The organism is Xanthobacter sp. 126 (assembly GCF_000526175.1).
GTDB classification, from domain to species: Bacteria; Pseudomonadota; Alphaproteobacteria; order Rhizobiales; family Xanthobacteraceae; genus Xanthobacter; species Xanthobacter aminoxidans.
The window spans coordinates 4962363-4975046 of the sequence record NZ_JAFO01000001.1 but is presented as its reverse complement, the minus strand read 5'-3'; the positions used below and the strand labels follow the sequence as shown (position 1 = coordinate 4975046).

Annotated in this window: 9 protein-coding genes; all 9 read right to left on the bottom strand. The window is 69.1% G+C overall.

The window, feature by feature from the left end:
• Positions 1-124 precede the first annotated feature (124 nt).
• Positions 125-3604: an indolepyruvate ferredoxin oxidoreductase family protein gene (locus tag XAN126_RS0123470; RefSeq protein ID WP_024280993.1), complete on the bottom strand. Its 3480-nt coding sequence runs from the start codon at positions 3602-3604 to the stop codon at positions 125-127.
• A gap of 194 nt (positions 3605-3798) precedes the next feature.
• Positions 3799-4839, bottom strand: a complete 1041-nt coding sequence (locus XAN126_RS0123465; protein ID WP_029877655.1) for a nickel transporter — start codon at positions 4837-4839, stop codon at positions 3799-3801.
• The gene (locus tag XAN126_RS0123460; protein WP_024280991.1) at positions 4836-5471 is read right to left on the bottom strand and encodes a DUF1007 family protein; all 636 of its coding nucleotides are present in this window, start codon (positions 5469-5471) and stop codon (positions 4836-4838) included. The genes XAN126_RS0123465 and XAN126_RS0123460 overlap by 4 nt, the downstream gene beginning before the upstream one ends.
• Positions 5472-5649: 178 nt before the next feature.
• A complete protein-coding gene (locus tag XAN126_RS0123455) occupies positions 5650-6591 on the bottom strand; it encodes a prephenate/arogenate dehydrogenase family protein (RefSeq protein ID WP_024280990.1) in 942 nt (313 codons plus the stop codon).
• Positions 6588-7742, bottom strand: a complete 1155-nt coding sequence (gene hisC, locus XAN126_RS0123450; RefSeq protein WP_024280989.1) for a histidinol-phosphate transaminase — start codon at positions 7740-7742, stop codon at positions 6588-6590. The genes XAN126_RS0123455 and hisC overlap by 4 nt, the downstream gene beginning before the upstream one ends.
• Positions 7743-7768: 26 nt before the next feature.
• Positions 7769-8629: a chorismate mutase gene (locus XAN126_RS0123445; RefSeq protein ID WP_024280988.1), complete on the bottom strand. Its 861-nt coding sequence runs from the start codon at positions 8627-8629 to the stop codon at positions 7769-7771.
• A 202-nt stretch (positions 8630-8831) separates the two neighbouring features.
• Positions 8832-9551, bottom strand: a complete 720-nt coding sequence (locus XAN126_RS0123440) for a hypothetical protein (protein WP_155982390.1) — start codon at positions 9549-9551, stop codon at positions 8832-8834.
• Between the two features lie 17 nt (positions 9552-9568).
• Positions 9569-10837, bottom strand: a complete 1269-nt coding sequence (locus XAN126_RS0123435; protein ID WP_024280986.1) for a cytochrome P450 — start codon at positions 10835-10837, stop codon at positions 9569-9571.
• The gene (locus tag XAN126_RS0123430; RefSeq protein WP_024280985.1) at positions 10824-12560 is read right to left on the bottom strand and encodes a di-heme-cytochrome C peroxidase; all 1737 of its coding nucleotides are present in this window, start codon (positions 12558-12560) and stop codon (positions 10824-10826) included. The genes XAN126_RS0123435 and XAN126_RS0123430 overlap by 14 nt, the downstream gene beginning before the upstream one ends.
• Positions 12561-12684 lie beyond the last annotated feature (124 nt).

The window sequence follows — 12684 nt, the reverse complement described above, 5'->3', positions numbered from 1 at the left end:
TTGACCGGAGGGCCTATCTTTCCGCCGGAGCAGGCGTCCAGTCGCCGGGACACGCGGTGCCTTGGGTCCTCCGGTCAAGCCGGAGGACGACGGAAGGAGTGCCCTTTATGGCGCTGGAGACCTCCTATTCCGCCGCCACCGCCGTCGGCGCCGGCGGGTTGCGGAAGCGGGCGAGGAGGTCCTTCTCCTCGGCCTTCGCGGCTTCGAGGTGCCGCACCTTCACAGGACCGAAGCCGCGGATTTTCTCCGGGATGGAGGCGATGGCGACGGCGAGCGCATGGTTGGCGGGATCGAGCTTCGCCAGAAGCTCGCCCATTGTGCGCTCATAGTCCGGGATCAGCGCCCGCTCGGTCTTGCGCTCGTCCGTGTAGCCGAACACATCCATCGCCGTGCCGCGCAGGCCCTTCAGCTTCGCCAGCAGGGAAAAGCCCTTCATCATCCACGGGCCGAGGGTGATCTTGCGCGGCTCCCCCGTCGCGTCGTTGCGGCGGGCGAGGAGCGGCGGGGCGAGGTGGAACTCGAACCTGAGATCGCCGTCGAAGGCCGCATCCGCCTGGGCGCGGAAGGCGCCGTCCGCATAGAGCCGGGCGACCTCGTATTCGTCCTTGTAGGCCATAAGCTTGTAGAAACTCTTCGCCACCGCCTCGGCGAGCCCGCCACGGCCGGGCGTCTTGGCCTGCTCGGCGGCGCGCACCTTGTCCACCAGCGCGGTGTAGCGGGCGGCATAGGCGGGGTTCTGGTAGCGCGTGAGGTCGGCGACGCGGCGGGCGATCACTTCGTCGAGGCTCTGGGAGAGGCGCCGGGCGTCGCTGGAGACAGTCCCTTTGGGCGTCGCGATGGCCTCCACCGCCTTGGGATCGTGGGCGGCGCGGCGGCCCCACAGGAAGGCGGCCTTGTTCATGGCCACCGCTTCGCCGTTCAGCTCGATGGCCCGCTCGATGGCGGCGGCCGAGAGGGGCAGGGCGCCGAACTGGTAGGCATAGCCCACCATGAAGACGTTCTGCGCCAGCGCATTGCCGAACAGCGCCTGGGCGAGGCGGCTCGCCTCAATGAAGTGGGTCTGCGGCTCGCCCACCAGATCACGGATGGTGCGCTTGATGCGCTCGGTGGGCAGCGAATAGTCGGCATTGCGGGTGAAGTCGCCGGGCAGCACCTCGTGGGTGTTCACCACCACGATGGTCTTGCCCGGCTTCACCGCCGCCAGCACTTTCTTGGTGCCGGCCACCACCAGATCGCCGCCCAGCACCACGTCCGCCCCGCGCGCCGGCACGCGGATGGCGGTGATGTCGGCGGGGTCGTTGGCGAGGCGGATGTGGCTGTAGACCGCGCCACCCTTTTGGGCGAGGCCGGCCATGTCGATCATGCCGCAGGCCTTGCCTTCCAGATGCGCCGCCATGCCGAGGATGGCGCCGATGGTGACGACGCCGGTGCCGCCGACGCCCGTGGCGATGACGCCATAGGTGCCGTGGATCTCGGGATGCGCCGGCTCCGGCAATTCAGGCCAAGTGTCCGCGCCCGTCGCTGCCCCGGCGCTCTTCTTCGGCTTGGCGCCCTTCACCGTGACGAAGGAGGGGCAGAAGCCGCTCACGCAGGAGAAGTCCTTGTTGCAGGACGACTGGTCGATCTCGCGCTTGCGGCCGAATTCGGTCTCCAGCGGCTGCACGGAGACGCAGTTGGACTTCACCCCGCAATCGCCGCAGCCCTCGCAGACGCGCTCGTTGATGAGCACCCGCTTGTCGGGATCGGGGAACTGGCCGCGCTTCCTGCGCCGGCGCTTCTCGGAGGCGCAGGTCTGGTCGTAGATCAGCACCGTGACGCCGTGCACCGCGGCGAGCTCGCGCTGCACGGCGTCCAGCTCGTCGCGGTGATGGATGGTGAGGCCTGAGGGCCAGAGCGTGTTGGCGGGGTATTTCCCCGGCTCGTCGGTGACGACGACGACCCGTTCGACCCCCTCCGCCGCCACCTGCCGGGCGATGACGGGGACGGTGAGGTCGCCGTCATGCTTCTGGCCGCCGGTCATGGCGACGGCATCGTTGAAGAGGATCTTGTAGGTGACGTTCACCTTGGCGGCGCAGGAGGCGCGGAGCGCCAGATAGCCCGAATGGTTGTAGGTGCCGTCGCCGAGGTTCTGGAAGACGTGGCCGCGCTTGGAGAAGGAGGATTCTCCGATCCAGTTGGCGCCCTCGCCGCCCATCTGGGTGAAGCCGGTGGTCTCCCGGTCCATCCACTGCACCATGTAGTGGCAGCCGATGCCGGCATAGGCGCGCATGCCCTCGGGCACCTTGGTGGACGAATTGTGCGGGCAGCCGGAGCAGAAATAGGGGATGCGCGTTGCCACGTCCGAGGTGGCGGCGAGCACCCGCTGCGCCTCCTCCAGCTCCGCCACGCGCGCGGCGATGTCCGGGATGTCGCCGTAGGCGAGGAGCCGGCGGCCGAGCTGGATGGCGATGTCGTTGGGGTCTAGCGCGCCCTTCACCGGGAACATCCAGCGGCCCTGCTCATCCTTCTTGCCGATGCAGACGGGCTGGTTGGCGGTGCCGTACAGCTCCTCGCGCACCTGCACCTCGATGAGGGAGCGCTTCTCCTCCACCACCATGATGAGGTCGAGGCCCTTGGCGAACTCGTAGAGGCTCTGCGTCTCCAGCGGCCAGGGGCAGGCCACCTTCCAGATGCGGATGCCGAGATCGTTGGCGCGCACCTCGTCGATGCCGAGTTCGTCGAGCGCGAGCCGCACGTCGAGGTACGACTTGCCCACGGTGGCGATGCCGATGCGCGGGCGGGCGCCGCCGGAGGTGATGAAGCGGTTGAGCCGGTTCGCCCTGAGGAAGTGCAGCACCGCGTCGCGCTTGAACTCCTGAAGCCGCTCCTCCTGCGCCAGCGGCGTGTCGCCGAGGCGGATGTTGAGGCCGCCGGGGGGCATCTGGAAGCCCAGCGCCGGCTCGATGCGCACGCGGTCCAGCCGCCCGTCCACGATGCCGGTGGATTCGATGGTGTCCTTCACCGCCTTGAGGCCGACCCAGGTGCCGGCGAAGCGCGACAGTGCCCAGCCGTAGAGGCCGTAATCGATGATCTCCTGCACGCCGGCGGGGTTCAGCACCGGGATCATCACGTCGACGAAATGGAACTCGCTCTGGTGGGCGGTGGTGGAGCTTTCGCAGGTGTGGTCGTCGCCCATGAGGGCGAGCACGCCGCCATGGCGGGAGGTGCCGGCATTGTTGGCATGGCGGAACACGTCACCGGAGCGGTCGACGCCCGGCCCCTTGCCGTACCAGAGGCCGAACACGCCGTCATACTTGCCCTCGCCGCGCAGCTCCGCCTGCTGGGAGCCCCACAAAGCGGTGGCCGCGAGATCCTCGTTGAGGCCGGACATGAACTTGATGTCGTTGGCCTTCAGCACCTTTTCGGCGCGCAGGAACTGCTGGTCGAGCCCGCCGAGGGGGGAGCCGCGATAGCCGGTGACATAGCCGGCCGTGTTGAGGCCGGTGCGCCGGTCGCGCTCCTTCTGCATCAAGGCGAGGCGGACCAGGGCCTGCGTGCCCGATACGAACACGCGCTCCTGGGACAGGTCATATTTGTCGTCGAGCGAAACAGGCTTCAGAGCCATCGCGACGCCTCCAGCGGGGCCGGGCAGGGGACGGCGTCGCGTGGAAATCACGCGCACCGTTCGCCTTTAGGCTGGCACGGAGTGTCGCACCCGGCAATTTCGTTGTTCCAATTCAAGGCGCAACGAAATTGCCGAAAAGCTGGGCGTGACGAATTTTGGTGCATCGCAACCGAATTTGGCTGCGTTGCGGGAGATCAGCCCGGCAGCAGGCGCTCGCTTTCGAGGTAGCCGGTGAGCAGGCCGAAGCCGAACAGCATCACCAGGATCGCAGCCCCCAGTTCCACCCCCAGCCGCGCCATGATGGACCAGCGCGTGTCGCGCCCGGCGATGCGGACGGCGAGCCTTTTGCCATAGACGGCTATGGCGGCGATGGCCGTCACGGTGGCGGCGGTGCCGAGGCCCATGGCGAAAGCGGCGGCGACGCCGCTCATGAACACGCCCTGCGACAAAGCGAAGGTCAAAACGAGGATGGCGCCCGAGCAGGGCCGCGCCCCGGCCGAGACCACGGCGATGGCGGCGCGCTTCCATCCGCCTTGTCCGGCGAGAAGCGCGGGGTCTGGGGCGTGTTTGTCGCCGCAATCGCAGTCGGCGGCATGGATGTGGCCCACATCGCCCCGCGCCGCAGCAACGAGGGCGCGGCCCTTCACGATCGCGAGATAGAGCCCGAACAGGCCGATGCCGCCATAGGCCGCGACCTCCACCACCGTCATGGCCTGCGCCATGGAGACGGCGGTCGCCCCCAGCACCAGCGCGAGGATGCCGACGAAGAGGATGGCCGCCACCGCCTGCACCATGCCGGCGGCCAGCGACAGCACGGCGCCCCGGCGCAGCGTGCCGCCATCGGCGAGGAGATAGGAGGAGATCACCGCCTTGCCGTGTCCGGGGCCGGCGGCATGGAACACGCCGTAGGCGAAGGACAGGCCGGCGAGAAGGAAGGTGGCATTGCCATCCTTTTTGGCCGCGCGCACGGCCTGCACCAGAGCGCGGTAGAATTCAGACTGCTTGGCGAGGATGAAGCCGGTGATGCCGGAGGGCGGCGCGCCGCCGCCGCCGAGGCCGAAAGGCGTCGCCTTCGGTCCGCCGCTACCGGGCGGGCCGAAACCCTGCGCGAAAGCGAGGTCTGGATAGAGCACCAGCGCCACCAGCAGGGCGAACAGCACCACCGCGCCGAGCCCGAGAACGATCATCCCCGCCCGGCGCATCCGCCCGGGGACCGCCGCAGGGAATGCGCTCACGGGCACTTCACCGTGATCTTGTCGGCAAACTGCGCGCCATAGGTGCTGCCGGCGGTGAGGCCGGCAAAGAAGGCCTCGTTGAGCGCCGAACTGGCCGGCGGCTCCGGCGAAGTGACTTCCTGCGTGCAGCCGGCGGGCGCTGCGACCATCTTCACCGGATCATTGTCGGCGAATGAGAAGGAGACGAACACGGTCGGATCATAGATCTCGATGGTGGCCGCGCCCTTCACCGCGATGGGCTTGGCCAGCGGCAAGGTGAAGTGCAGGGTCAACAGTTCGTTCTCGTAGGTGAGGTAATAATCCACCGGGTCCTTGAAGGCGAGCTTGCCGGTGGCGGTCTTCCCCCGGACGAAATAGTCGTATTCCTTCAGGGAGGTGACATTCACTTCGGCGAGCGGCTTCAGCACGTCGTCGCCATAGGTGCCGTCCTTCTGCTTCTCCAGCCCCTGCAAGGCGAAGGCGGTGAAGGCGTCGTCGAAGGTCCAGGCCTGCTTGAGGGCGGAGAGCTTGCCGTCGGTGCCATAGACCACTTCGGTCTTCATGGTCACCCAGACATGGGGATGCGCCTCGGCCGCCCCGGGCAGGAGCGCCGCGGCGAGCAGCATGACGACGGGCAGCAGGCGCGCCAGCATCCGAATCTTCTTCCTTGTGGCGGGGCGAACCCCTCTCAGGTCGCGCGAGACTTCGGCGGAATGGTGACGCCGGTCCCTACAGGGCGCAGGACACGCGGATATGACACGCGGGTGTGACAATGCCTGCCCGAGCGTCATAGTCCGTGCGTCACATTGGTCGGCGCACTCTTCCCGAGGGTCAGCTGTCCTCGTGCTTCGGCTTTTCCGCCGCGCGGCGGCCGAAGTCGGGGGCGGCGGTCTCCTGCCCCTGCTCGATGATGGAGCGGCGGATGGCGCGGGTGCGGGCGAAGTGCTCGAACAGCACGTCCCCGTCGCCGTAGCGGATGGCCCGCTGCAAGGCGGTCAGATCCTCGGTGAAGCGGCCGAGCATCTCCAGCACGGCTTCACGGTTGGTCAGGAACACGTCGCGCCACATGGTGGGGTCGGACGAGGCGATGCGGGTGAAGTCGCGGAAGCCGCCGGCGGAGAACTTGATGACCTCGGAGGTCAGCGTCTCCTCCAGATGCGCCGCCGTGCCCACGATGTTGTAGGCGATGAGGTGGGGCACATGGCTGGTGATGGCGAGCACCAGATCATGGTGCTGGGCGCTCATGGTCTCCACGTTCGCCCCCGCCGCGCGCCACAAAGCGACGATCCGCTCCACGGCCGCCGGGTCCGCGCCCTCGGGCGGGGTGACGATGCACCAGCGGTTCTCGAACAGGGTGGCGAAGCCCGCGTCGGGGCCGGAAAACTCGGTTCCGGCTACCGGATGGGCCGGGATGAGATGGGCATGGGCCGGCACGTAGGGCGCCATGGCTTCCACCACGTAGCCTTTCACCGATCCCACGTCCGAGAGGATGGCGCCCGGCTTGAGGCGCGGTCCCACCACCTCGGCGACCTTGCCCGAGGCGCCCACCGGCACGGCGACGACCACGATGTCGGCGCCGTCCGCGGCTTCGCCCGCATCCTGCGTCACCACGTCGGCGAAGCCGAGCTGCCGCACGCGTTCGCACACGGCGGGGTCGGCGTCGGCGACGACGAGGGTGCCGGCGAGATGCTTCTCCCGCGCGGCGCGGGCCAGCGACGAGCCGATGAGGCCCGCGCCGATGATGGCGAGGCGGGGCACGAGGGGCTGGATCACTTGGCGGGCCCCTTGGTGGTCCCCGCCGCTCCGCCGGCCATGAACTCGGTCAGCGCGGCAACCACCAGCTCGTTGGCCTCCTGCGTGCCCACCGTCATGCGCAGGGCATTGGGCAGGCCGTAGCTCGCCACCTGCCGCAGCACCAGGCCACGGCGCATGAGGAAGGCATCCGCCTCCTTCGCCGTGCGGCCGGGCTCCTCCGGGAAGTGGATGAGCAGGAAGTTGGCGACAGACGGCGTCACCTTCAGCCCGAGCGCCTCGATCTTGCCGGTGAGCCAGGGCAGCCACTTGGAATTGTGGGCGACCGACTTCTCCACATGGGCGGCATCGGCGATGGCCGCCGCGCCCGCCAGCAGGGCCGGGGTGTTCATGTTGAACGGCCCGCGGATGCGGTTCATGGCGTCGATGACATGGGCCGGACCCACCGCCCAGCCGATGCGCAGCGCGGCGAGGCCGTGGATCTTGGAGAAGGTGCGGGTCATGAGCACGTTCTCGGCGGAGAGCGCCAGCTCCAGCCCGGTCTCGTAATCGTTGCGGCGGACATATTCGGCATAGGCCGCGTCCAGCACGAGGAGCACGTTGGAGGGCAGGCCCGCGTGCAGGCGCTTCACCTCGTCGAACGGCAAATAGGTGCCGGTGGGGTTGTTCGGATTGGCGAGGAAGACGAGGCGCGTCTTCGGCGTCACCAGCGCGAGCATCGCGTCCACGTCGGCCGTGAGGTCGCGCTCCTTCGCCACGACAGGCACGCCACCGGCGGCCAGCGTCGCGATCTTGTAGACGAGGAACCCGTGCTCCGAATAGATCACCTCGTCGCCCGCGCCCACATAGGTGTGGGTCACGAGGTTCAGGATCTCGTCGGAGCCGGCGCCGCAGATGATGCGGTCGGGATCAAGCCCGTTGGCCTTGGCGATGGCCTGGCGCAGCGCGCTCGCCGAGCCGTCAGGATAGTCCTCCAGCCGGCGGCCGGCCTCGGCAAAGGCGGCGAGGGCCTTCTCGCTCGGGCCGAGGGGGGTCTCGTTGGAGGAGAGCTTGAACACCTTCTCCACCCCCGGCGCGTGGCTCTTGCCCGGCACATAGGCCTCGATGGCGAGCACGCCCGGCTTCGGCTCAGGCCGGCCGGTGGGGATCGGGTCGTTCAGCACGGCGGACATCTCGGGTAACTCCAGACAATCTTTCTTCACGGCCGGGCGGCGGGGCGCACCACCTTGTGGGTGGCGGCGTGGCTGCCCACCTCGGCGACGGCGCGAATGCCCGCGCCCGCTTCAGTGAGGGCGCCCGTCACCTCGTCCACGGCATGGCCGGGGGGCAGGGACACGAGCAAGGCGGCGCCGTCGAGGGCTTCATCCGGCGCCACCACCACCTCGGCGAAGGCGGGTATGGCACGGCCGGCGGCCGCGCTCCATCCCGTCACGCGCAGCGAATAGACGCGGACCTCGCGCACGGCGGCATCCGCGATGGGGTGGGAGACCACGAACACCGGCAGGCCGGCGGGGTGGTCGTCGCGCTCCACGAACGGCAGGCGGGCGATGATCTTGGGCGCGCCTTCCGCTTCCAGCGCCGTCCACCAGGGATCGGCGGCAGAAGGAGAGGGGGCGGCGGCGAGCAGCCCGAGGTCGCCGCGCGAGCCGGCCACGGCATCGATCACCCCGCGCGCGCCCATGTGGGGCAGGAAGGGCACGGTGAAGCCGAAGTGGAAGCGCGCGCTGTCGCGCATGGGCGCCTCGCCGCCGGAGAGGTCGGCATGAACCGAATAGGGCGCCTGCACATAGGTGAAGGTGGCGATGATGACGCGCCAGATGCTCTCCACCGTGTCGAGGGGGAGCAGGCCGCGGTGGCGCTCCACCAGCCGGCGCATCATGTCCGCCTCGCGGGCGGGGCGGAAGGCGGAGCCGCCCTCGGTGCCCTGCGTGTGCTTCACCTGCACCAGGCGATCGATGATCTCGCTGCGCTCCATGAGCAACTGGTGCATGGACGCGTCGATGCGGTCGATCTCGGAACGAAGGTCTGCGAGGGAGAGGGGAGCGTCTGTCTTTGTCATGGCGTTCGCGCATCTGGAGCGCGACGCCCTGGCGGATGAAGTCCGTCCGCCGGATGAAACGCCCCTCCAACTCGGGGACGGAGAGCGCGAGCCGGTCTGCCCACATCGCAGGCTTCTGGTGCGCCCTCCAGCCGGCGAGGCTTACCGGGAACGGGCGCGGGAATCAAAACTTTGTTGCGTGCGGCGCCGGTATCGGGTGGCCTCAGCGCTTGAAATAGCCCTTCACCAGATGCTCGGCGACGAAGGCGTCGATGGCGGCGTGGATGGTGTCCCAGCGGAGCAGGGCGCTCGCCGGCACCTCCACGGCGGCCGACCAGACGGGCGTCTGGAACCAGAGCTGCGCGCGGGCGTCGGCGGCGTCGGGGCGCGCCGGCAGGCGGGCGAGCACGCCGCGATCTTCCGAGATGCGCACCAGATAATCGCCGCCCGCTGCCGGAAACCGCTCCAGATCGTTGAGGAAGCCCTGCCTTTTGTCCTCCCGCCGCACGCTGGCGATGGTCCTGGTCATGCCGGCGAAGTCGGGGTGGGGGCCGAGGTAGAAGGCGGTGACCCGGATGGTCGGGTCATCCGGCGCCGGGTCGCCTTCTTTGCGCGGGGGTGCGACGCCGGGCGTCGCGGCATGGGCCGCCATGGCGGTGGCCATGTCCGAGAGGGGGAAGGCGAAGGCGGTCTCGCGGCTGCGGATGACGCAGCCAAGCAGGCCCAGCTCCGGCGGGGCGAGGGCATAGCGCACCGGAAAGGCGAAGAGGTCGTCCCCGGCCCGGTAAAAGAGCGTCTCGCCATACCTCGCCACCGCCGCCTGCCGTGCCTCCTCCGCCTTGCCCGAAGGGGCAGGGGCGGGTTTGGCAGCAGGCTTCGAGGCGGGTTTCGCGACTGGCGCGGGCTGGCAGATGGCGGGAGGGACGTCGGGAACGGGAGCCATCCCGCAACTCTACTCCGTCAGGTCAGGCCGATGCGATAGGTCTGGGGAAACGGCGTGCCCGCCATGTCCACCGGCGCCAGCGGGCGGGCGGCGGGGCGCAGCAGCACGCGTTTCACGATCTCGGGGATCATGGTGCCGCCCACATAGCGGCCGAGGCATTCGTGGTGCCCGTAGCCGAAATGCAGGTAGGTGTGGAACGGTCGGTCCGGCCTGAAGGCGTCCGGCTCCGGCACGAAGTCAGGGTCGAACATGGCGGAGAGGCTCAAGGGGAGCACCACCGTGCCCTTGCCCAGCACCTTCTCCCGCGCCGTGCCCTTGGCGAGCGTGTAGGTCGCCGCCGCCTCGCGGAACATGAAGGCGACGATGGGCGAGAAGCGCAGCGCCTCCCACACATAGCCGTCGAACACCGCGTCATCGCCCGCTCTGGCCGCCGCCCGCGCATCGGCCAGAACTTCGGGCCGGGCGAAGAGTTCGGCGAGGGCGTTGATGACGGCTTCCGCCGTGGTCTCGATAGCGCCGATGAGCAGGCCGCCGATATTGATGACCACCCGGTCCATGCCGAAATGGTCCGCCGCCGGCAGATTCAGGCTGAGGATGCGGGTGAGGCTGTCGTCGGGCGCGGTGCCGGCCTTGATCTCGGCGATGCGCGCCGGGATGAGGGCGGCGAACAAGGCGCGCAGCTTCACCCGGCTGTCCTCCGCCGCCTGATGGATGGCGGCAGCGTCCGGGCGGTCGTCGTAGGGCAAATTGTTGAACTGGTCCATCTGGTTGGCATAGGACCAGTCGAGCAGGTCGGCGTCCGGCCCCTTGATGCCGAAAAAGCGCTGCACGATGCGCAGGGGCACGAGCCGCGCCAGCTTCTGCACCGCCTCGATCTCGGACCCCGCCGCATTCAGCGCGGCGTCGGCCACCTCGGCCACGGTGGCGCGAATCTTCGGCAGGTCGTCCCAGGCGAGGATGGCGCGCATCACGGACTTGTCGCGGTAGTTCACCACCGTCTCGTCCATGGCGAGCATGAAGTCGCCCATCTTGGGCTTGTAGAGATCGACGGTGAACACCTTCGGCACGGACAGGATCTCGATCACGTCCGCCCGTTTGGCGACAAGCGTCACCTCGCTGGTCTCGTAGACCGGCGCATGGGCGCGCAGTTCGGCGAAGAAGGGGCGGGGCTCGCTGGCGATCCAGCCCCGCGCCAGCGGCCAGCGCTCGGCGGGGCGGACGGCGGCGAGCTTGTCGAGATAGGGCGTGTAGGGGCGCACGCGCGACGCGGCCTCAGGGACGGACATCGGGGCCCTCCAGGACCTTGAGATATTCGATGACGGCATAGCGATCCTCGGGGGAGAGCTTCGCTCCGGTCGGGAAGGCGTGGCCGCGGTTGGAATTGCCGGGCAGGGCGGTGTCGAAGCGGGAAACGCGGGCGCGCTCCGGCTCCGGAATGGAGTCATACGAAGACACGAAGCCCAGTCTCTCCGCGTCGAAGCGCTTCGAGCCCACATAGAACACCGCCGGGCGCTCCTCCTCGGGGGAGAGCAGGTCGTAGATTGTGGGCACCGAGCCATTGTGCAGGAACGGCCCCGTCGCCCACACGCCGGCGAGCGGGCCGGCCTTGTAGCTCGGCGGCAGCAGCCAGCCGGATTGCGGCGTGTCGCTGCCGGGGGCGAAGCGCCAGCCATAGGCGGCCTTGCGCGCATCGCCGGTGATGCCGCGGGCGTGCAGATTGTTCTCGGTGAGGGTGGTCACTGCCGCCAGCAGCAGCGAGCCGGCCAGCACCTGCCCGTCCGGCAGACGGGGTGTGGTGGGCGGCAATTGGGTGAAGGGGCCGGGCTTGGCGTAGCGGGTGATGAAGTTCATCGCCATCTTCGGGTCGGTCTTCACGGTGTCGATGTTCACCATGGAGACGGCCAGCCACTGCCGCCCGCCCTCGGTCTCGGCGGCCGGGGTGAGGCGATAGTCGGGGCCGCCGTGGCAGCCGGCGCAATTGGCCTTGAACAGCTCGGCGCCGCGCTTCGCCTTGGCGGCGTCCACCTTGCCCAGCTCCTTCTCCGGCCACGGCGGCGGCTTCAGCGTGGAGACCCAGGCTTCCAGGTGGACCAGATTGTCGCCGAGGGCGGTGGAGCTGGCGTCTCTGAGGTTGCCGTTGGCGAAGTCCGGATGGCCGAACACGCCCAGCACCTCGCCGAGGTTGCGGCCGAGCGGGTTGCCGGCGACGCCGTTCCACTGCACGTAGCGCTGCCAGGGCGTGGTCCACAGGAAGGGGTAGCTCACCGGCGCGTCGGGAATGCGGTAGTTGGCCGGCTCGTTGAGGGCGGTGGCGGCGACCGCGTTCAGGATATGGCCGAAGGCATCGAGCCGCCCGCGCCCGTAGGGCACCGGCGTCCAGGAGGCGGCCTCCAGCCGCCGGATCTCGGTGGCGAGGGCTTCCAGCGCCGGGCGCACGGCCTTGGGGTCCATCGCCACGAGCCGCGCCGCGAAGCGCTGGAACTTGGCGGGATCGGCGAGGGTGATGTCGAGCGCCTTGCTGAGGCGCGCCATCAGGAGCTGGTAGTCACCCTGCGAGGCGCCGCCATCGATGCGGATGCGCGCGCCGGTCTTCGCCTCGATGTCGGCGGTGTGGCAGGCGGCGCAGGTGAGCCCCACCATGGGGCCGAGCGCGCTCGTGCCGGGGCGCGGGTCCTTCACGAAGCCGATGGGCAGGCCGTCCGGATTGAGCGCCGAGGGGCCATCCGCTGGCAGGAAGCCCATCTCCGCCACGTGGGCGGGATCAAGGAACGGCCTGTCGGACAGCGGCTGCTCCAGCGCCCGCAGCATGGCGTAGGGCATCAGCTGGGAGCCCTGCGAGGTGAAATAGAACTGCTCGCGCATCTCCTTCGACCAGCCCTGGTCGAGCGGTTGCGCCTTGCCCGGCTCGGCCGGTGCCTCGTTGCGCGACATGATGGCGTCGGTGAGGGCGGCCAGCCCCAGAAACCCGATGATCCCCGCCCCGAGGATCAGACCCTTGCGCCCCAGCATTCTTGCCCCCGGATCGTCCTGCGTCTGCGGCCCCTGCCGGAAGACGCCCGTTTGAACCCCTCAATCGTGAGCGGCCGCGCCATCTCGGGCGCGGCCGTATGATGTCCACGCGCCATGAATGCGC